26 protein-coding genes are annotated in these 19,906 nt (G+C 41.3%); 15 read left to right on the top strand and 11 right to left on the bottom strand.

The features are described from left to right. Nucleotides 1-5: 5 nt before the first annotated feature. The 4 genes from IEY40_RS03865 to zapE form a co-directional block, all read right to left on the bottom strand. The gene (locus tag IEY40_RS03865; RefSeq protein ID WP_188953563.1) at nucleotides 6-191 is read right to left on the bottom strand and encodes a DUF2065 domain-containing protein; all 186 of its coding nucleotides are present in this window, start codon (nucleotides 189-191) and stop codon (nucleotides 6-8) included. Nucleotides 192-337: 146 nt separating this feature from the next. After that, entirely contained in the window at nucleotides 338-730 is a 393-nt protein-coding gene (gene rpsI / locus IEY40_RS03860) for a 30S ribosomal protein S9 (RefSeq protein ID WP_188953561.1), read from the bottom strand. Nucleotides 731-747: 17 nt separating this feature from the next. Continuing rightward, nucleotides 748-1,176, bottom strand: a complete 429-nt coding sequence (gene rplM, locus IEY40_RS03855; RefSeq protein WP_011638797.1) for a 50S ribosomal protein L13 — start codon at nucleotides 1,174-1,176, stop codon at nucleotides 748-750. Nucleotides 1,177-1,436: 260 nt separating this feature from the next. Then, nucleotides 1,437-2,549: a cell division protein ZapE gene (gene zapE / locus IEY40_RS03850; protein WP_188953559.1), complete on the bottom strand. Its 1,113-nt coding sequence runs from the start codon at nucleotides 2,547-2,549 to the stop codon at nucleotides 1,437-1,439. A 312-nt stretch (nucleotides 2,550-2,861) separates the two neighbouring features. On the opposite strand from zapE, the gene degQ reads away from it, so the two are divergent. Together degQ and degS are read left to right on the top strand one after the other, a co-directional pair. Then, complete coding sequence (gene degQ / locus IEY40_RS03845) at nucleotides 2,862-4,211, top strand: Do family serine endopeptidase DegQ (protein WP_188953557.1); 1,350 nt, start codon at nucleotides 2,862-2,864, stop codon at nucleotides 4,209-4,211. A 176-nt stretch (nucleotides 4,212-4,387) separates the two neighbouring features. Further along, nucleotides 4,388-5,467 carry an outer membrane-stress sensor serine endopeptidase DegS gene (gene degS / locus IEY40_RS03840; RefSeq protein WP_188953555.1) on the top strand — a complete coding sequence of 360 codons (1,080 nt, stop codon included), beginning with the start codon at nucleotides 4,388-4,390 and terminating at the stop codon, nucleotides 5,465-5,467. A gap of 102 nt (nucleotides 5,468-5,569) precedes the next feature. On the opposite strand, the gene murA is transcribed toward degS, so the two are convergent. From murA to IEY40_RS03805, 7 genes are all read right to left on the bottom strand, one after another. Further along, nucleotides 5,570-6,829, bottom strand: a complete 1,260-nt coding sequence (gene murA / locus IEY40_RS03835) for a UDP-N-acetylglucosamine 1-carboxyvinyltransferase (protein WP_188953553.1) — start codon at nucleotides 6,827-6,829, stop codon at nucleotides 5,570-5,572. A 15-nt stretch (nucleotides 6,830-6,844) separates the two neighbouring features. Next, nucleotides 6,845-7,096, bottom strand: a complete 252-nt coding sequence (locus IEY40_RS03830; RefSeq protein WP_188953551.1) for a BolA family protein — start codon at nucleotides 7,094-7,096, stop codon at nucleotides 6,845-6,847. A gap of 115 nt (nucleotides 7,097-7,211) precedes the next feature. Next, nucleotides 7,212-7,511, bottom strand: a complete 300-nt coding sequence (locus IEY40_RS03825; protein WP_188953549.1) for an STAS domain-containing protein — start codon at nucleotides 7,509-7,511, stop codon at nucleotides 7,212-7,214. Further along, nucleotides 7,508-8,176, bottom strand: a complete 669-nt coding sequence (locus tag IEY40_RS03820; protein ID WP_188953547.1) for an MlaC/ttg2D family ABC transporter substrate-binding protein — start codon at nucleotides 8,174-8,176, stop codon at nucleotides 7,508-7,510. Before IEY40_RS03820 ends, IEY40_RS03825 begins: the two co-directional genes overlap by 4 nt. Nucleotides 8,177-8,187: 11 nt before the next feature. Further along, entirely contained in the window at nucleotides 8,188-8,661 is a 474-nt protein-coding gene (gene mlaD / locus IEY40_RS03815; RefSeq protein ID WP_188953545.1) for an outer membrane lipid asymmetry maintenance protein MlaD, read from the bottom strand. 41 nt (nucleotides 8,662-8,702) lie between these two features. After that, nucleotides 8,703-9,542: a lipid asymmetry maintenance ABC transporter permease subunit MlaE gene (mlaE, locus tag IEY40_RS03810; protein WP_283107917.1), complete on the bottom strand. Its 840-nt coding sequence runs from the start codon at nucleotides 9,540-9,542 to the stop codon at nucleotides 8,703-8,705. Continuing rightward, nucleotides 9,475-10,299 carry an ATP-binding cassette domain-containing protein gene (locus IEY40_RS03805; RefSeq protein WP_428848133.1) on the bottom strand — a complete coding sequence of 275 codons (825 nt, stop codon included), beginning with the start codon at nucleotides 10,297-10,299 and terminating at the stop codon, nucleotides 9,475-9,477. The genes mlaE and IEY40_RS03805 overlap by 68 nt, the downstream gene beginning before the upstream one ends. A gap of 188 nt (nucleotides 10,300-10,487) precedes the next feature. Between IEY40_RS03805 and IEY40_RS03800 the strand changes: the two genes are divergently transcribed. The 13 genes from IEY40_RS03800 (at nucleotide 10,488) to IEY40_RS03740 (ending at nucleotide 19,683) form a co-directional block, all read left to right on the top strand. Beyond that, complete coding sequence (locus tag IEY40_RS03800) at nucleotides 10,488-11,450, top strand: calcium/sodium antiporter (RefSeq protein ID WP_188953539.1); 963 nt, start codon at nucleotides 10,488-10,490, stop codon at nucleotides 11,448-11,450. Between the two features lie 45 nt (nucleotides 11,451-11,495). After that, a complete protein-coding gene (locus IEY40_RS03795; protein ID WP_188953537.1) occupies nucleotides 11,496-12,473 on the top strand; it encodes a KpsF/GutQ family sugar-phosphate isomerase in 978 nt (325 codons plus the stop codon). Nucleotides 12,474-12,475: 2 nt separating this feature from the next. Further along, a complete protein-coding gene (gene kdsC, locus IEY40_RS03790) occupies nucleotides 12,476-13,039 on the top strand; it encodes a 3-deoxy-manno-octulosonate-8-phosphatase KdsC (RefSeq protein WP_188953535.1) in 564 nt (187 codons plus the stop codon). Continuing rightward, nucleotides 13,036-13,596 carry an LPS export ABC transporter periplasmic protein LptC gene (lptC, locus tag IEY40_RS03785; protein WP_188953533.1) on the top strand — a complete coding sequence of 187 codons (561 nt, stop codon included), beginning with the start codon at nucleotides 13,036-13,038 and terminating at the stop codon, nucleotides 13,594-13,596. Before kdsC ends, lptC begins: the two co-directional genes overlap by 4 nt. Further along, complete coding sequence (gene lptA, locus IEY40_RS03780) at nucleotides 13,583-14,164, top strand: lipopolysaccharide transport periplasmic protein LptA (protein ID WP_188953531.1); 582 nt, start codon at nucleotides 13,583-13,585, stop codon at nucleotides 14,162-14,164. The genes lptC and lptA overlap by 14 nt, the downstream gene beginning before the upstream one ends. Then, on the top strand, nucleotides 14,161-14,892 hold the full coding sequence (gene lptB, locus IEY40_RS03775; RefSeq protein ID WP_188953529.1) for an LPS export ABC transporter ATP-binding protein: 732 nt from the start codon (nucleotides 14,161-14,163) through the stop codon (nucleotides 14,890-14,892). Before lptA ends, lptB begins: the two co-directional genes overlap by 4 nt. Nucleotides 14,893-15,036: 144 nt before the next feature. After that, nucleotides 15,037-16,521: an RNA polymerase factor sigma-54 gene (locus IEY40_RS03770; RefSeq protein WP_188953527.1), complete on the top strand. Its 1,485-nt coding sequence runs from the start codon at nucleotides 15,037-15,039 to the stop codon at nucleotides 16,519-16,521. A gap of 24 nt (nucleotides 16,522-16,545) precedes the next feature. Further along, nucleotides 16,546-16,833: a ribosome hibernation promoting factor gene (hpf, locus tag IEY40_RS03765; RefSeq protein ID WP_188953525.1), complete on the top strand. Its 288-nt coding sequence runs from the start codon at nucleotides 16,546-16,548 to the stop codon at nucleotides 16,831-16,833. Nucleotides 16,834-16,835: 2 nt separating this feature from the next. Next, complete coding sequence (gene ptsN / locus IEY40_RS03760) at nucleotides 16,836-17,279, top strand: PTS IIA-like nitrogen regulatory protein PtsN (protein ID WP_188953523.1); 444 nt, start codon at nucleotides 16,836-16,838, stop codon at nucleotides 17,277-17,279. Continuing rightward, nucleotides 17,276-18,139: an RNase adapter RapZ gene (rapZ, locus tag IEY40_RS03755; RefSeq protein WP_188953521.1), complete on the top strand. Its 864-nt coding sequence runs from the start codon at nucleotides 17,276-17,278 to the stop codon at nucleotides 18,137-18,139. Before ptsN ends, rapZ begins: the two co-directional genes overlap by 4 nt. A 20-nt stretch (nucleotides 18,140-18,159) precedes the next feature. Then, entirely contained in the window at nucleotides 18,160-18,429 is a 270-nt protein-coding gene (locus IEY40_RS03750; RefSeq protein ID WP_188953519.1) for an HPr family phosphocarrier protein, read from the top strand. An 829-nt stretch (nucleotides 18,430-19,258) separates the two neighbouring features. After that, nucleotides 19,259-19,411: a hypothetical protein gene (locus tag IEY40_RS03745; RefSeq protein ID WP_188953517.1), complete on the top strand. Its 153-nt coding sequence runs from the start codon at nucleotides 19,259-19,261 to the stop codon at nucleotides 19,409-19,411. A gap of 20 nt (nucleotides 19,412-19,431) precedes the next feature. Then, on the top strand, nucleotides 19,432-19,683 hold the full coding sequence (locus tag IEY40_RS03740) for a transposase (protein ID WP_188953514.1): 252 nt from the start codon (nucleotides 19,432-19,434) through the stop codon (nucleotides 19,681-19,683). Nucleotides 19,684-19,906: the final 223 nt, after the last annotated feature.

Genomic DNA, 19,906 nt, shown 5'->3' with positions numbered 1-19,906 from the left:
TTTTATTAAAAAATAATCAATAAAACGATCCCAGCAGTAACAAGACTTCCACCTAAGCGTCTGAGAACATTTTGCTTTTGTGTAGAAAGCTCAAATAAATATTTTTGCCATTTGTTAGGAAACAGTAACGGCCCTAGGCCTTCAATAATTAAAACTAAGCCAAAAGCGGTCATTAGTAACTGTAAACTCATGCTAAAAGCCTCCTATAAAGATAGTATTGTCATTAATCAATTCATCTACTGACAACGATTATGCGCCAAACCGTACAATTTATTATGTTTATTTTAGGCAATAAAAAACCCAGCATATGCTGGGTTTTTTGAATCCAAAAAACGAATTAACGCTTAGAGAACTGTGGCTTACGACGTGCTTTACGTAGACCAACTTTCTTACGTTCAACTTTACGAGCATCACGGGTAACAAAACCAGCGCTACGTAGAGTAGGACGTAAAGCTTCATCTAGTTGCATAAGTGCACGAGTAATACCGTGACGAATTGCACCAGCTTGGCCAGTAGTACCACCGCCCTTAACAGTTACATAGATGTCTAATTTTTCAGTCATTTCAACTAACTCTAATGGTTGACGAACAACCATACGAGCAGTTTCACGACCAAAATATACATCTAAAGGACGTTGGTTTACGATGATATTGCCACTACCTGCTTTAGCGAAAACGCGAGCTGTAGATGTTTTGCGACGGCCAGTGCCGTAGTACTGAGTTGCAGACATTTGCTTACTCCTCCCGTTTAGATATCAAGAACTTGTGGTTGTTGTGCAGCATGGTTATGTTCTGTGCCAGCGTAAACTTTAAGTTTACGGAACATAGCACGGCCCAAAGGACCTTTTGGTAACATACCCTTAACTGCTTTCTCGATGATCATTTCAGGCTTATGAGCTTGAAGCTTCTCAAAGCTGATTTGCTTAATGCCACCAATGAAGCCTGAATGAGAGTAGTAAATCTTACCAGCAGCTTTATTACCAGTTACAGTCACTTTCTCAGCATTGATAACGATGATGTAATCACCAGTGTCAACGTGTGGAGTGTATTCTGGCTTATGCTTGCCACGTAAGCGAGTTGCGATTTCAGTTGCGATACGACCCAAAGTTTTGCCTTCAGCGTCAACAACAAACCAGTCACGAGTTACAGTTTCTGGTGTAGCAGTAAAAGTCTTCATTATTACAAAAACCCAAAGTTAATTTTCTGTCTCACATGCTGACTGCAGGTTGCAATCAACACAAAATTACCGATTCTTGCCCCTTCGAACATGAATATTGGCTTACAACTTCCGCCCAAATTGGCGGATTAACGCGGGCAGGTCGCAGATTATACGCAAGAAGAAACCAAAGATCACCTGCTTTTTAAGAAATTTCAAAATAAATTACTCTATTCAAATTCACGTCGAAATCCCACGGCACTTGAATGTGGAGAACATCTTTAAGGTAAATGTTCTAAGGCCAAATAATCTCTTGATTGCATTTCGATTAAACGTGATCGGCAACGCCTAAACTCGAAAGTCAGCTGCCCATCGGTATATATATCTTCAAGCTCAATTTGAGCAGATACAATCAGTTTGACATTTCGCTCATAGAACTCATCTACCATGGCTAAAAATCGTCTGGCAATATCGTCGCCTGTTTGCTGCGCGCCCATTTGTTCTATACCACTAAGCAACACAGTATGGTAAAGGCAAGCTATTTCCATATAGTCACGCTGAGAACGCGGTCCATCACACATGTCTCTAAAGTTAATCAGTAATACACCTTGTGATTGCTGACGAATCTTAATAGCCCGGCCATCGATATCAATCGCAGTGGTTTGCACTTCAGATTCTGGCGCTAATTGGGCAAAATAATGTAGCAAGTTAATATCTGCTTGCTCATCTAGCGGATAGTGATAAATCTCGGCTTGCTCTAATGTACGTAAACGGTAATCAATACCAGAATCAACATTAAGAATTTCACAGTGCTGGTTAATTAATGCTATAGCAGGTAAAAAACGCGCTCGCTGTAAGCCATTTTTATAGAGTTCATCGGGAATAATATTTGATGTGGCTACTAGCGCGACCCCTTGCTTGAACAATTCTTGAAATAATGTGCCTAGCAACATAGCGTCGGTAATGTCTGACACAAAAAACTCATCAAAACAAATCACCTGATACTGGCTTGCCATTTTTTTCGCTATACTAATAAGCGGATCTTGCACTCCTTTGAGCCCGTCAAGATCGTGATGAATTTGATGCATAAAGCGATGAAAGTGAGCTCGCAGTTTACGCTCGCCAGGCAATGCGTCGTAAAACGTATCCATAAGATAGGTTTTTCCGCGTCCGACTCCGCCCCACAAATACAGGCCTTTAACCGGGATAGATTTGCCTTTTACGCCAACAGCCGAAAAAAGCTTAGACAATCCAGACGCCGGTATATTTGCGTTAATCAGTTCATCATAAACTCGTTGTAATGATTTAACCGCCTGTTCTTGTGCGGCATCATGTGAAAAATCATCTCGGGTAAGGTCTTGCTGATAATGCTGCCAAGGAGTTAACTGCGACACGATTACGACTCTCTTACATCAAATAATTGCTGCGGATAATAACATTAAACATTCAATACGAGTAACCGCTATAAACGATCAAATTAAGCTTTGTTAATCAATATGGAACTAACGTTTAGCGCTTTACTCTGAATAATTAACTCAGCATATCCGAATTTATTTACTGTTGTTAAAGCATCGCGATTAAAACCGCTGGTACAAACAGCTGAAATACCAATAACCAAATTGATTAACGATATTTAACTTTGAAATCATGCTTTCAAACCACATATTTTAGATATCAAACTGAAGGCATCTAGGAGCTACCAATACATGAAAACCAAATTAAGCTTACTTTCTGCAGCATTATTAACCGCATCGTTAACAATGTTTCCAGCAGTATCTCAAGCCGCGATTCCACAATCAGTTGACGGCCAGGCAATGCCAAGTCTTGCCCCTATGTTAGAGCGCACCACACCTGCGGTGGTATCTGTTGCGGTATCAGGCACCCAAGTATCTAAACAACGAGTGCCTGATGTATTTCGTTATTTCTTTGGGCCTAATGCTCCACAGGAGCAAGTACAAGAGCGCCCTTTTAGAGGATTAGGCTCTGGAGTCATCATCGATGCGACTAAAGGCTACATTATTACCAATAATCACGTTATTAATGGCGCGGATGATATTCAAATTGGTTTACATGATGGCCGTGAAGTAAAAGCAAAGCTGATTGGCGCAGATAAAGAGTCTGATATTGCATTGCTGCAAATCGAAGCAAAAAATCTGACCGCAATTAGTCAAACTGATTCCGACAATATTCGTGTTGGTGATTTTGCCGTAGCCATTGGTAATCCATTTGGTTTAGGACAAACCGTTACATCAGGCATTGTTAGTGCTTTAGGTCGCAGTGGCTTGGGCATTGAAATGCTCGAAAACTTTATTCAAACAGATGCCGCTATTAATAGTGGTAACTCTGGCGGCGCATTAGTGAACTTAAAAGGTGAGCTCATTGGTATCAACACGGCCATTGTTGCACCTAATGGCGGTAATGTCGGTATTGGTTTTGCGATACCTGCGAACATGGTCAACAACTTAGTTGAACAAATTATTGAACATGGCGAAGTACGTCGTGGCGTATTAGGTGTTTCAGGCCGAGATCTTGATAACGAACTTGCTAAAGCTTTTGGCCTAGACACGCAACATGGCGGCTTTGTTAATGAAGTTATGCCAAAGAGTGCTGCTGATAAAGCTGGGCTAAAAGCGGGTGATATTATTGTCACACTCAATGGGCGCAGCATTAAAACCTTCCAAGAACTTCGTGCTAAAGTTGCCACCATGGGGGCTGGAGCAGAAGTCGAATTTGGTATTATCCGTGATGGTGATAACAAAACGATTAAAGCTACTCTGGGTGAGGCTGATAAGGTAGAAGCTGAAGCTGGCAATGTGCACCCTATGTTACAAGGTGCCACATTAGAAGACAGCAAGAAAGGCATTGAGATCACTGATATTGCCCAAGGATCACCCGCTGCAATGAGTGGATTACAAAAAGGAGATTTAATTGTCGGCTTAAATCGCAGTAAAATTTCTAGCTTAAAAGTATTAAAAGAAGCCCTGAAAGAAAATCAAAGTTCAGTGGCATTAAAAATACTGCGCGACAATAATCTACTGTATCTAGTGTTACGTTAGTCTTAATAAACTGACACAAATGTAGCACACACGTTTCTGCCTACAGTCATTAACTATCAAGGTGTTAATGACTGTGACATGACTTGAATAATTAAGCATCGGTCCTAGTTTGGTCGATGCTTAATTTTTTGAGTTATGTTAATATAAAGTTCATTTTCTTCAACAAATCTCAGGCCATGAATTTTAAAGACACATGCATCTATATAGTTAAAGCTGCGGTATTTGGCCTGATCATGGCAGCTGTTTTTTTAGTTATTACCTCAATTTTACCAAATAACGCCCTCAATAGTGGTTTATCAACGGTACACAATGGCGGCTCAGAACTGTCATTTGCCAAAGCGGTTCGCCGCGCGGCACCAGCAGTAGCCAATATTTACAGTCTAAGCATAGATCAACGTAACCCTTTGAATTCAAGTTCACTGCAGGGCTTAGGTTCTGGGGTTATTATGAGTAAAGATGGTTACGTACTAACCAATTATCACGTGATAAAAAAAGCCGATGAGATTGTTATTGCGCTGCAAGATGGCCGTAAGTTTACCGCTGAAGTTGTGGGTTCAGATCCCGTAACAGACTTAGCTGTGCTCAAAATCGAAGGTGACAATTTACCTGTCGTACCATTTAATCTTTATAACCCCGCTCAAGTTGGTGACGTGGTATTGGCCATTGGCAATCCATACAATATCGGCCAAACCATCACTCAAGGCATTATTAGCGCGACGGGTCGTAACGGCCTAAGTTCAGGTTATTTAGACTTCCTACAAACTGATGCCGCAATTAATGCCGGCAACTCTGGCGGTGCATTAATTGATACTAGCGGAGAGTTAATCGGCATCAATACTGCTGCATTTCAGGTGGGCGGTGATAATGGTGGTAATGGAATTAGTTTTGCTATTCCGATAAAGTTAGCTCACAGCATTATGGATAAATTAATTAAACATGGACGCGTAATTCGTGGGGCCTTGGGTATTTCTGGCGAGCCATTAAATCCAGTAGTAGCGCAAATTCTTAACTTGCCTGATTTAAAAGGTGTGTTAGTGACAGGTATTGACCCTGATGGGCCAGCAGCCCGCGCACGTTTAGCACCAAGAGATGTCATTACTCAATATAATGAAGAAGATGTACCCGGTGTTGAAATGCTACTAGACCGTATTGCTGAAACCACTCCAGGTACAAAAGTAAACATGACAATTATTCGTGAAGGGAAAAAGCAGACTTTACCTGTAATTATTGCCGAGAAGGCTGACGAACCAGAATAATTGCAACCATTGCCCTAGCAATAAAAAAGCCATTCACTTTCTGTGAATGGCTTTTTTATTGCACTTTGAGTACTGCTTTTAAAGCAGTAATCTAATAACCCGTTACTTCACACGTACGACTTCAGCACCAAGACCTTGGAACTTAGCTTCAATATGTTCATAGCCGCGGTCGAGGTGGTAAATACGATCTACCGTTGTCATCCCATCAGCCATTAACCCTGCAATCACTAGACTTGCAGAGGCTCGTAAATCGGTTGCCATCACTTGAGCGCCATTTAAACGTTCAATACCATGGATGATACAAGTATTGCCTTCAAGCTCGATATTAGCACCCATGCGGCTCATTTCAGGAACATGCATAAAACGATTTTCAAAAATCGTTTCAGTGACTCGCCCAGTACCTTCAGCCAGAGCATTTAATACGCAAAACTGTGCTTGCATGTCAGTAGGAAAAGCAGGATAAGGTGCAGTTTTAATGTTCACGGCTTTTGGACGCTTACCGTGCATATCAAGCTCAATCCAATCTTCGCCCGTTGTAATACTCGCGCCAGCATCTTCAAGCTTAGAAAGCACAGCTTCTAAGGCACTTGGATCTGCAGACACACAACGAATTTTACCACGAGTGACAGCTGCGGCAACCAGGAAAGAACCTGTTTCAATACGGTCTGGCATAACACGGTATTCACAACCCGATAAACGCTCAACACCCTCAATTTTTAATGTTGCTGTACCTATGCCAGTAATTTTAGCGCCCATAGCAATTAAGCAATTGGCCAAATCTGTCACTTCAGGTTCGCGGGCAGCATTTTCAATTACAGTGGTACCATCGGCTAGTGCCGCTGCCATTAATAAGTTTTCAGTGGCGCCAACACTCACCATATCCATAAAGATATGAGCACCTTTAAGACGACCATCAACACGCGCTTTAATGTAACCTTCTTTAACTTCGATTTTAGCGCCCATAAGCTCTAAACCGTGTAAATGAAGGTTGACCGGGCGAGCACCAATAGCACAACCACCAGGTAAAGATACATCTGCTGTACCGTAACGGGCTAATAATGGCCCTAAAATAAGGATTGAGGCACGCATGGTTTTGACTAGGTCATAAGGCGCGCAATACTCATTTAAATTGGTCGTTGAAATACGAACGCGGCTTCCCTCTAATTGCTCAACCTCTGCACCTAGACAGCGCAAAAGCTCACAACTGGTATTGACGTCACGCAAGTTAGGCACGTTTGAAACAATAAAATCTGTTTCAGCCAATACACCGGCCATCAATATTGGTAAGGCTGCATTTTTTGCGCCAGAGATCACGACTTCACCAGCAAGCGGTTTGCTGGCTATAATTGTTAATTTATCCACAGTGAATCTCAGTACTTACATGTTGAAAAGTTTTTCACGCTTCCACTGGGTCGGCGTAAAAGTTTTAATCGTGAGTGCGTGTAATTCGCCACTAGAAATTTGCTCTGATAATGGAGCATAAATCGCTTGCTGTTGCTTAACTCGGCTCAGGCCATCAAAGCATTCCCCAACAGCAACCACTTTATAATGGCTTCCGTCTGAGGTTACATGAGCTTCTGTCAACGACAGTGCCTCTGTCAAAATTTGTTCAATAACTTTGCAATCCATGAAATCTATTACCTTTACTTATAAAACTCTTGTTTATAAGACTAATCTTATAAAACTAATATTTATCAGACTGGCCAGGTGTATAACTGATTATTCAACAATCATTGCTGACCAACTAAGCTTTGCCAAAAAAAGCGTCTAAGTCATATAGCTCTATCATTTTGATGAGCTGCTCACTGGGATTAACCAGTTGGCGAGATGCGCTTTGTTCGTTATTGCCAGAGTGATTTAATCTAACAAATGCCAGCAGTAATGCTACCCCAGCACTGTCTACGTATTCTAAAGCGGCCAAGTCTATCACTTGGGTTGAAGCAGTAAACAACTCTTGGCGTTTTGGCCATAATTGTTTTACTTCAACCTGCGTTAAGCGGCCGCTAACAAAGCACTGTTGCTCTTGTTGATTAAAGGTAATCACGCTGCAGCGGCTTCTTTAACTGGTTGACGGTCAATTTGTTGCTTGGTTTTGTCATTCAACATTGAAATAACGGCTTCAATACCCTGTTGGCGGATCAAGTTAGAGATCTCAGATTGCTTTGAAGCAAGCAAGCTTACGCCCTCGGCAACTAAATCAAATGCTTTCCAAGAGTTGTCTTTTAAACGACGAGCTTTAAATTGAATTTTGATCGGTGGACGACCTTTTTCAATAATTTGCACATTAATCTCAACGATTTTTTCTTCGCTGAAATCACTGGCAGGGTCGAACTCAACAGCTTGGTTGGTATATTCAGTCAAAGCTTGAGCATAGGTTGCCACTAAATAGCCTTCAAATGCTTCAACAAAACGATCACGCTGATCTGGCGTCGTATCGCGTAAATACTGTCCCATCACTTTATATGCGGCATATTTATAATCAACATATGGCATTAATTCTTCGTTAACAATCACCTTAAGGTGACCTAAATCAGCGTCAATAAGTGCTCTATCCGTTTTAAAACGATCAAAAGTTTTGTTAGCAACTTGCTTGATCATTTCATATGGGTTTGTGGTATTTATCTCGTCATTGGCTGCTACTGCTACAGAACTTATAACAGCACTGCCCACCAAACATAACGTAATTACACGACTAAAAAGTGCTTTCATTTATAGAGCTCCTATTTATCTTTAGACGACATACTGTACAAAAGCTGACCGATTAAATCTTCTAAAATCAATGCACCACGAGTGTCATGGACTTTATCGCCATTAGCAAGCATGGCAATGTCATCATCCATAAAACCTGGGGTTAACCCAATAAATTGCTCACCTAATAGCCCTGATGTCAAAATAGCTAAACTACTGGTTTCAGGAAACTGATCGAAGCGCTTATCCATGGTCAATGTGACCACAGGGATCAATTTACGGGTATCGAGGGTAATGTCTGTTACACGACCGACTACAACACCACCGACTTTCACAGGAGAACGTACTTTTAACCCACCGATGTTATTAAACTCGGCAACCAATGTATAAGTTTGCTCATTTGACTTTACTTCTACATTGGCAACGTTAAATACCAACCCACAAAAAGCCAACAAACCAGATAATAAAAACACGCCTACTAGTAACTCAATTTTCCGTGTCAACATACTCTTAAACCACTTCAATTAAACTAAACAATGAAAAAACCTTAATTTCCGAACATGATTGCGGTTAGCAAAAAGTCCAGCGCTAAAACAGCTAAACTGGCCTGTACAACGGTAGATGTTGTTGCACGGCTAATGCCTTCTGGGTTTGGTTGTACTTCATAACCTCTGTACAAGGCTATCCAAGTAACTACTACGCCAAAAATGACACTTTTAATCAAGCTATTAACAATATCTTGTTCCCACTCTACCGATGCTTGAAGAATAGACCAAAATGCACCGCTATCGATGCCTTTCCATTCAACACCCACAAGATGGCCACCAAAAATACCCACTAAGCTAAACATTAATGCAAGCAGAGGCATACTGATAACCCCGGCCCAAAATCGCGGTGCGATAATCTGCCTAAGTGGATCTATAGCCATCATTTCTAAACTTGATAGTTGTTCAGTGGATTTCATTAGGCCAATTTCTGCAGTTAGTGCAGACCCAGCACGACCAGCAAACAACAGAGCAGCAACAACCGGGCCTAATTCACGTAGTAAACTAAGCGCAACCATTGGACCTAAGCTTTCTTCAGTGCCAAAGCCAACAAGAATGTTGTACCCCTGCAGTGCCAGCACCATACCGATAAATAAACCGGATACCAAAATGATCACCATTGAACGAACACCAAGTACATAAATTTGCTTGGTCAGTAGTGGTAAACCTTTCTTGATATTAGGTACTCGTACAATAGCCCCCCATAGCATTAAGCCTGCACGGCCTAAACCAGAAACCATTTTTAGTGCGTATTTGCCTATGTCGGCAATGTTATCAATTACGCCCACGCAATAACTCCTCTTGATAATCCTCGGCAGGATAATGAAATGGCACCGGGCCATCTGGCGCGCCTTGGATAAACTGAATTAATTGCGGGTTATCAGACAAACGAAGTTGCTCTGGTGTTCCGTGTGCAATGACTTTTTTCTCTGCGATAACGTAAACGTAATCAGCGATCCCCAATACTTCATCTACATCATGCGATACCACAACAGAGGTAAGCTTTAACGTATCAGAAAGCTCACGAATTAATTTCACCAGCATCCCCATAGAAATCGGGTCTTGTCCAGCAAAAGGCTCATCATACAAAATCATTTCTGGCTCAAGCGCAATTGCACGAGCCAATGCTGCTCGACGTTGCATACCACCAGACAATTCGTTAGGCATTAAATATGCTGCGCCACGTAAACCTACCGCTTGCAGTTTCATCAATACAATTGAACGAATGATGTCTTCAGGTAAACCGGAATGCTCCCGCAATGCAAATGCAACGTTATCGAATACATTAAGATCCGTAAACATGGCACCACTTTGAAATAACATACTCATACGCTTGCGCAGCTCAAAGAGTTCTTCGCGCTTTAACTTATGAACATCATGGCCATCAAATAAAATTTGGCCGCTATCAGGTCTGAGTTGCCCACCAATCAATTTTAATAAGGTAGTTTTACCTATCCCACTTGGGCCCATAATGGCCGTCACTTTACCTTTGGGTATCGTTAGCGAAATATCTTTATAAATCACTCGCGAACCATGGCTAAACGCCAAATGGTTTATTTCGACCAAAGGGGAATTATTTGATTTACTCATATCAGGCATCGGTGTTGAGGAGATAACGACCTTCCTTAGAAAAAGATGAAGCGCAAATTGTACTGTAATTGTCCATTAAGCTACAACTATATCCATATAACCAATGCTCATTGTTAATACAATTAGTGTGCAATGCTTTCAATTTAGTGAAAATCCAGCGAAAATGCCCGTTAATTATTTACCATCGTAGGAATCTCATGCTAGTTAATATCCTAATGTTAATTGCTGGCCTTGCTGTTTTAGTGTGGAGCGCGGATCGATTTGTATACGGAGCAGCAGCATTTGCACGTAATTTAGGCTTGCCACCCATGCTGATTGGACTGACTATCGTTGCGATGGGCAGCTCAGCGCCAGAAATGTTTGTGGCAGCAACGGCCTCAATGGACGGCATGCGCGATACTGCTGTCGGTAACGTTTTAGGCTCAAACATTGCCAACATTACCTTAATTTTAGGATTAACCGCATTACTAGGCGCGATTAGTGTCGATTCCAAAACGCTTAAACGTGAAATTCCATTGATGCTAGCTGCCACCGCTTTTGCCGGTTATACCTTACATGATGGCTTATTAACTCGTGCAGAAGGCATCATGCTCACGATATTATTTTTCGCATTAATGGGTTATTTCATTTGGCATGCTACTCACAATAAAACCAAAGATGCTTTAGATGACGATCTTGAATCTGAGATCCCTAAAAACGTCCCAACCTTTCATGCTATCATTTGGCTGGTAGTTGGTATTATATTACTACCACTATCAGCAGGTTGGATGGTTGATGGCGCAGTCGGAATTGCCAAGTTTTATGGCCTATCGGATTTGGTCATTGGCTTAACCATTATTGCAGTGGGTACCAGCTTGCCAGAACTTGCTGCCTGTATTGCAGGGGTATTAAAAAAAGAAGATGATTTAGCCATAGGTAATATCGTTGGCTCTAACTTATTTAATATTTTAGCCGTACTTGCGATACCAGGGCTTATCGCCCCGGGAATGATTGATGCGCAAGCCAGTGGTAGAGACTTCTATATGGTATTAGGCACAAGCGCAGCGCTAGCCGTTTTAGTGTTATCAAGTGGCGCCAAAAAACAACTTACTCGTTGGCATGGCGTCCTATTATTAATCACCTTTATTGCGTACCAAATTGTTGTATTTCAATCCCATTAAGTTGGAGCATCAAAGGTTAAGTATTAAGCCAAAAGAGAGATACGCATGGTAGATCAAACTCAGTTTCGCCAATGGGGCCGCAAAGTTATCGATATTGAAAAAGCGGCATTAGATAATTTATATCAATATGTTGATTCAGTAGAGTTTGGCCAGGCTTGCGAACTAATTATGCAATGCAAGGGCAAAGTCATTGTCATGGGCATGGGTAAATCAGGCCATATTGGGAATAAAATATCGGCAACGTTTGCCAGTACCGGCACACCAGCCTTTTTTGTACACCCTGGCGAAGCAAGTCATGGCGATTTAGGCGCATTGGATAAAAATGACATCGTGCTTGCCATCTCTAACTCAGGTGAATCAAGCGAAATACTCACCTTACTGCCTGTTATTCAACGTATGGGCGTTCCTGTCATCGCGATTACCGGTAAACCAGAATCAAATATGGCAAGATTGTCGAAAATCCATCTTTGCATTCAGGTACAAGAAGAAGCTTGTCCGCTTGGATTAGCACCAACGTCTAGTACCACAGCGACCTTGGCGATGGGTGATGCACTTGCCATTGCATTACTGCAAGCAAAAGGATTTACCCGAGACGATTTTGCTCTATCACATCCGGGAGGATCATTAGGCCGTAAATTATTATTAAAAGTCGAAGATGTGATGCATCAAGGTGAAAGCTTACCGAGCGTAAGCGACGACATCTGTATTACTGAAGCACTGTACGAAATATCGAAAAAAGGCCTCGGCATGACAGCCATTGTCGATAAAAAAAATACCCTAGTCGGTATTTTTACTGATGGCGATTTGCGCCGCATTATCGATGCTGAAGTAAACTTACGCACCACGCCTATTTCACAGGTAATGACCAAAAATTGTGTCACGAGCCCTAGCGGTATTTTGGCGGCACAAGCACTGCAAATCATGGAAGAGAGAAATATTAACGGACTGATTGTCGTTAACCCACAACACCAACCGATCGGGGCGCTAAATATGCTCGATATGGTTAAAGCAGGAGTTATTTAACCATGACAGATACAAGCACTCATCCAGGTTTTTACGGTCCAATCAGTGACGATATTTGGCAACGCGCTAAAAAAATCAAATTGTTAATATGCGATGTCGATGGCGTATTTTCTGACGGTCGAATTTACCTAAGCAATGCCGGTGAAGAATTAAAAGCCTTCCACACTCGCGATGGATATGGCGTTCGCTCTGCCCTAACAAGCGGAATTCATGTTGCCGTTATTACGGGGCGTAAATCAAAAATTGTTGAAACCCGTATGACAGCACTAGGGGTTAAACACATTTATCAAGGCATCGACAACAAATTTGAACCATTTGAGGCATTATTGTCTTTATATAATGTCACCTCAGACGAAGTGGCTTACATTGGTGATGATATGGTCGATTTACCTGTAATGAAAGCCGTTGGGCTTGCGGTTTGTGTGGCCGACGGTCACCCATTTGTTAAACAACATTGCCATATGACTACCAGTATCAATGGTGGCCATGGTGCGTTGCGTGAACTCACTGATTTACTATTATTAAGCCAAGATAAATTTACCAGTGCTCATGGTATGAGTATATGAATAGGGTCTCCATCGCGATTGCGGCATTTTTCGGTCTTGCCCTTGTGTTGTACTGGCAAACACAAGTAAAACGCAGTGAAATGGATGCCGTTAAAGTGGTCGGTATTGAGCGACCAGATTTTGTTGCCGACGACTTACGCACTACCGAATACAATGAACAAGGTTTAATTGCCAGTAAAGTAACGGCGAAGCATATGGAGCATTATGCTTCCAGTGATATCACACACTTTACTGATCCAGTTTATTTAATTTACCCAGAAAATGGTAAAGCACAATGGCAACTCAGTGCAGATAAAGGGCAATTAAATAAACAGAGCAATAAAGTCAGCTTAGAAAATAATGTTATTATCGATGCCATTGATATTGAGGAACCTTTACAGTCAGTGACCACACAAGCTGTTACCCTAGATTTATCAACCATGATAGGTAGCTCACAAGAGATGGTGTATATCAAAGGTAAAGGGTTTATGATTCAAGGTTTAGGCCTACATGCTGACTTGAATTCGCAAAAATTATCGCTACTAAGCGAAGTAGAAGGAACATATGAGTCACAATAATCGACATCCTCGCGCCAATGCCGCATTACTATTAAGTGGCTTACTTTGCATGCTGAGCATTCCAGCAATGGCAAAGCAAGGTGATCTCAAACAAGAATTGAAAATTGCTGCTGTCAGCCAGTCTGCCGACATTAAAAACAATCAAATTGTCTTTAATGGTCCCGTCACTATTGTGCAAGGCACCATTAATATAAATGCCGACGAATTGCGCGCATTTACGCCACAAAACGGTGTGTCAAAACGCTTAATTGCGACAGGTAAACCCGCAACATTTTCGCAAGAACTCGACGACGGTAACATCGGTACCGCCAGTGCCAACGAAATCAGTTACGATCTCGCGACGACAACACTTACATTAACCGGTAATGCCAAGCTAGACCAAGCAGGCAGCCAGGTAACGGGCAACTTAATTAAATACAACATTAAAGCCCAAGAGTTAATCGCAGAAAGTACAGGTAAAGGCCAAGATCGCGTCATCACGATTATTCAACCAGAAAATTTCCAAGACGAGTCAGCACCAAAGCAAAAGCTACCTGAGATCCCAGTCAACAAGCAGATAAAACCATGACCCAAATTACTTTAACAGCTGAAAATTTAGCCAAAAGCTATAAAGCGCGCCAAGTAGTAAAAGACGTAAGCTTAACAGTAAAAACAGGGCAAATTGTGGGTTTGCTTGGCCCTAATGGTGCAGGTAAAACAACCACTTTTTATATGGTTGTCGGGTTAGTAAAAAGCGATAAAGGCCGTATTTTAATTGATAACGACGACCTCACCTCTGACCCAATGCACCTTAGAGCACGTAAAGGCATTGGTTACTTACCGCAAGAAGCCAGTATTTTTCGCAAACTAACCGTGCACGACAATATCATGGCGGTATTACAAACCCGCAAAGAACTCACTAATGACGAGCGTATTGAACAACTCCAACATTTACTCGAAGAGTTTCACATTACCCACATTCGCGACAGCCAAGGTATGTCATTGTCTGGTGGTGAACGCCGTCGAGTCGAAATAGCTCGAGCACTCGCCGCCAATCCTAAATTCATATTGCTTGATGAACCTTTTGCAGGTGTTGATCCGATTTCAGTTATCGACATTAAAAAAATTATACAACAGCTAAAAAGTCGTGGATTAGGGGTACTGATCACCGACCATAATGTTCGCGAAACACTCGATGTATGTGAAAGAGCTTACATCGTTAGCCAAGGTAATTTAATTGCTGAGGGTACACCTGATGAGATCTTAAGCAATCAACAGGTTCGAGCTGTGTACTTAGGTGAACAATTCAAGCTATAGTTAGGTTATAAGCCTTTTAGCCTATCTAATTCATTCCATTGAACGATACCTAAATTGCGTGAAATGTCATTGACGTACGAGACAATCCATTACAGTTTTTCGAAATTGTCATTTTTATGGAAATCATCTAGGGATAAGCGGTAAATGAAAGCGTCACTCCAACTTAAAATGGGTCAGCACCTCACTATGACCCCTCAATTGCAGCAAGCCATCCGCTTGCTGCAGTTATCTTCATTGGAGCTACAGCAAGAAATCCAACAGGCATTGGATTCAAATCCATTGCTTGAAATAGAAGATGAATTTTCTCAAGCTAAAGATCCGTTAAAAGAAAGTCGCGATCAATCAGACACCGACTTCAGTGACAACAGTAATGTGAATGTCGAAAAAGATACTTCAACCGTCGACACCACCGAATCCATCAGTAAAGAAACCATGGATGACATGCCCATGGACACGACTTGGGATGAAGTATATACAGCCTCCCCCATGTCAGGTTCTGGCAGTGCAAGCATGCGTGACGATGACATGCCTTTTCAAGGGGAAACCACTGAAGGCTTATATGAGCATTTAGAGTGGCAAAAAAACTTAACGCCATTTTCAGACACAGACCTTGCCATAGCAACGGCCATTATTGATGCGATAGATGAACGCGGCTATCTGACCCAAAGCACAGAAGAAATACTTGAAGCAATGGGCGATGAAAATATTGAGCTTGATGAAGTTCAAGCTGTATTAAAGCGAATTCAACATTTTGATCCGGTAGGTGTTGCAGCACGCGACCTTAGTGAATGCCTATTAATTCAACTTGCTCAATATGCTGAATCAACCCCGCACATTGATAATGCGCGAATGCTCATCAAAGACTATTTAGATTTAATCGCTAGCCGTGACTTTAGGTTATTAATGCGTAAAACTCGGTTAAAAGAAGATGAGTTACGTGACGCCATTACCTTGATTCAATCTCTCAATCCACGTCCTGGGTTATTGATCACAGCTACCGATGACGAATATGTCATCCCAGATGTTACTGTATTTAAAAAGAATGGCCGTTGGGTTGTTGAACTCAATCCAGATAATATGCCAAAAATTGGTGTTAATCAGCAGTATGCTGCAATGGCTCGTAGCAGTAAAAATCCATCTGATACTCAGTTTATTCGAGGTCATTTACAAGAAGCAAAATGGTTTATTAAAAGCATTGAAAGCCGTAACGATACCCTGTTAAAAGTGGCCAATTGTATTGTGCAATTTCAACAAGGTTTTTTCGAGTATGGTGAAGAAGCCATGAAACCTATGGTATTAAACGATATTGCTGAAGCCGTAGAAATGCATGAGTCGACGATCTCGCGTGTTACTACACAAAAATACATGCACACCCCGCGAGGTTTGTTTGAATTAAAATACTTTTTCTCTAGTCATGTCAGTACTGACGATGGCGGAGAATGCTCATCGACAGCAATCCGCGCTTTTATTAAAAAATTGGTTGCTGCAGAAAACCAGAAAAAGCCACTTAGCGACAGTAAAATGGCTCAACTACTGGCCGAACAGGGCATAAACGTTGCTCGTCGTACGATAGCAAAATACCGTGAGGCAATGCTGATCCCACCCTCAAACCAACGTAAGAGTTTATAATTCACTCAACAATGGAGAAGTGTAATGCAGATCAATTTATCTGGGCATCATGTTGAAATAACCGAATCTTTACGTGAATACGTTCAGGAAAAGTTTTCAAAGCTTGAACGGCACTTCGATCAGATCAATAATGTTCACGTTGTACTCAACGTTGAAAAGTTACAACAAAAAGCAGAAGCTAAAGTCAGCCTAAAGGGCGGAGAGATTTTTGCAATGTCAGAACATACAGACATGTATGCAGCAATAGACGCCCTGATAGATAAGCTCGATCGTCAGGTAATTAAACACAAAGAGAAGTATACAAAACACTAACGATGGAACTTTGTACCATCCTGCAGCCGGAATGCACTACCTGTGCCACACCGGGCAGTAAGAAAAAGGTACTGGAACTTATCAGCGATTTAGTCGCTGCCCAGTACCCAACCCTGTCTTCGCAAGAGGTGTTTGAAAGCCTACTCGCAAGAGAAAAAATGGGTAGCACAGGTATAGGTAATGGTATTGCAATACCTCATGGCCGATTAACCACAATCGATCAACCTATTGCGATCTTTGTAAAATGCGAAGAACCCATTTCTTTCGATGCCATCGATAAACAACCTGTCGATATCTTATTTGCGCTATTAGTGCCTGCAGATCAGTGCCAACAGCACTTGAGCACTTTATCATCGATGGCCCAAAAACTCAGCGACAAACAAGTACTAAAACAGCTACGTAAAATCCACGACTCTACAGAACTCTATCAGGTAATTACGGCATGAAACTTGTCATCGTATCAGGACGGTCAGGCTCAGGTAAATCAGTTGCATTAAGAGTACTAGAAGACCTAGGCTACTACTGTGTTGATAACCTGCCATTACCGCTAATAGGCACCTTACTGGCTCAACTAAAAGGCAGTAATGACCTAGTAGCGATTAGTGTCGATGTGCGCAATATTGCAGAACAAGGTAAAGTGCTACAAGAGCAACTTGAAATACTGCAACCTGATACCGAAATCACTAGTTTTTTCTTAAACTCTAGCGACAAAGTTTTACTTAAACGCTACAGCGAAACCCGCAGATTACACCCGCTATCTAAAAACCATATTTCATTACAAGAAGCGATTAAATTAGAAGGTCGTTTACTCGAACCTATCGCTAAAATGGTTGATCATTACGTCGATACGTCAGCACTCAATATTTATGAGTTAAGCGATCAAGTCAGACAAATATTACTTGGCAGTGTGGATAAAGAGTTAGTGATTAATTTTGAATCGTTTGGCTTTAAACACGGTATGCCAACCGAAGCAGATTTTATGTTCGATGTGCGCTTTTTACCTAACCCACATTGGGAGATAGAATTAAGACCATTTACTGGTCTAGACGAGCCGGTACAAGAGTTTCTAGGCCGTCAGCCTCTGGTGAATAAGTTTATTTGGCAAATTGAAAATCTATTCGAAACCTGGATGCCGCACTTAGAGCGTAATAATCGAAGTTATTTAACCATCGCTATCGGCTGTACAGGTGGACAACATCGCTCTGTTTATATCACAGATCAACTCGCAAAACGGTTTAGACAAGGTAGTAAACACATTGTCAATGCCCGCCACAGAGAGCTAAATATCAGTGAAGAAACACTATAGCCCTACGTGGAGTGCCGGCCATGCTTGAACGTCAAGTAACCATTTCAAATAAATTGGGTTTACATGCCCGTGCAGCAACAAAGTTAGCTATATTGGCTGCTGACTTTGATGCTGAAATCACCTTAATTCAAGCAGATAAACAAGCCAGTGCGGCTAGTGTATTAGGGTTACTCATGCTAGAAAGTGGTATAGGAAAAATGATCACCGTCACAGCAACAGGACCAGATGCAGCAACGGCATTAGATGCGGTATGTAATCTAATTAACGATAAATTCGATGAAGGATGCTAAGGCAGAGCGCCGATCATCTAATCAAACGCCGGTTAAACGTTTTCGAGTTTTTTAATGTTAATTTTTTACAGCTAACAGCCTATAAACTACGATTAATCATTCACTACTCATATTTCACAATCAATCGTTTACCGCTCAAATTAAGTGTAACGCCTTAAAAAATTACTCTGCTGTCGTGCGCTGACTAAAAGGCACTTGCACCTCAAGGTTGAAAATACATTTTCAATGCATAATACATTGTAAACAACAGCTTGTACCTTCTCAGTAAAGCACTGTGATTTAAACTTAAAAATCAATTGTTCAAGTTAATTAAAGCAAAAAATTAAAATGAATCATTTAATATTCTCCCTCTGCACGATCCATTTAAGATAGCTTACAAAATATCATGGTATGCCACAAACCCTGCTATTTTAGCGCCTCAGTAAACTCATCCAAAAACTCACAATAATACTGCGTAACACAGTGCTTTAATGCTAGCCCAATCACTTTTAGGGGTATTTAACGCACAACTATTTATCTTCTGCAAAAGTGACAAACGCAATGTCCTCATTTTGTCATTAACATGACCTTTTATTGCCATAAATTATCGCCATACTGCTTCGAAATAAACAGAAAGAGCGCAATACTTGGTTCACCAAATTAGTGCAATTGCACCAATTAAAACAAACAGCCTAATATTTAGAAATATCAAAAAAACGGTAAGGTATTGTTATATAACAATTTTAAATAGATTTAAAAGTTGGCACACACTTTTCATATAGACAAACAGATACCTACTAAGTAGTAGTTTGATTTTTAAGCAGTCCATTGTCATTTGTAGGAGATAGCGATGAGTAAAATGAACCTAGGTCAGAACATCAAAACAGTTAATAGCATGGTTGCTAAACTGGTTGAACAATGCCGTCAAAACATTTTTTTCTTAGCGCATCTTGGTTGCAGTCAATGGGATGAAGTTGAATCCCGTTCAAGCAAATACAAATAAAGCATTAAGGAATCAATAAGATGAGTATTTCAACTGCAAGACAATATCCAGTGGACTTTCAACATCAGGTGATAAGCGAAGTCAAAGTGCATAATCGCCTCTTATCTGACGTAGCCAAGCAATATGGTGTGTCATCAAAAACAGTATATAAATGGGTCAAGCAAAGCGAAAGCCATAAAACTGAAAAACGTGGTGCAATTGTGTCAGAGATCGCTCTTTTACAGCAAAAAATTACTCAGTTAAGTCAACAGTTACAAACAATGGCAAGTTAAGCCACAACCGTTTTGGCAAGGATGTATGAGTGTATTATTGGTTGGTCCCCCAGCGAACTGATAATACAAAGCAAATAGCAACAACATCATACTAATAATAAGCGCACAACATCTTGCATCCTTGCCGCTTTATTTTTTACCGTTAATTGCACGTTTATTCAGGACGAGTAGCGAGGCGTTAACACAATAGTTCAGGCGTTATTGGGTCCCCAGACTCTATATC

The sequence above is a fragment of the Shewanella ulleungensis genome (genome assembly GCF_014648315.1).
Lineage (GTDB): Bacteria > Pseudomonadota > Gammaproteobacteria > Enterobacterales > Shewanellaceae > Shewanella > Shewanella ulleungensis.
The sequence above is the reverse complement of the archived record's forward strand: the minus strand, read 5'-3'. Positions and strand labels throughout refer to the sequence as shown.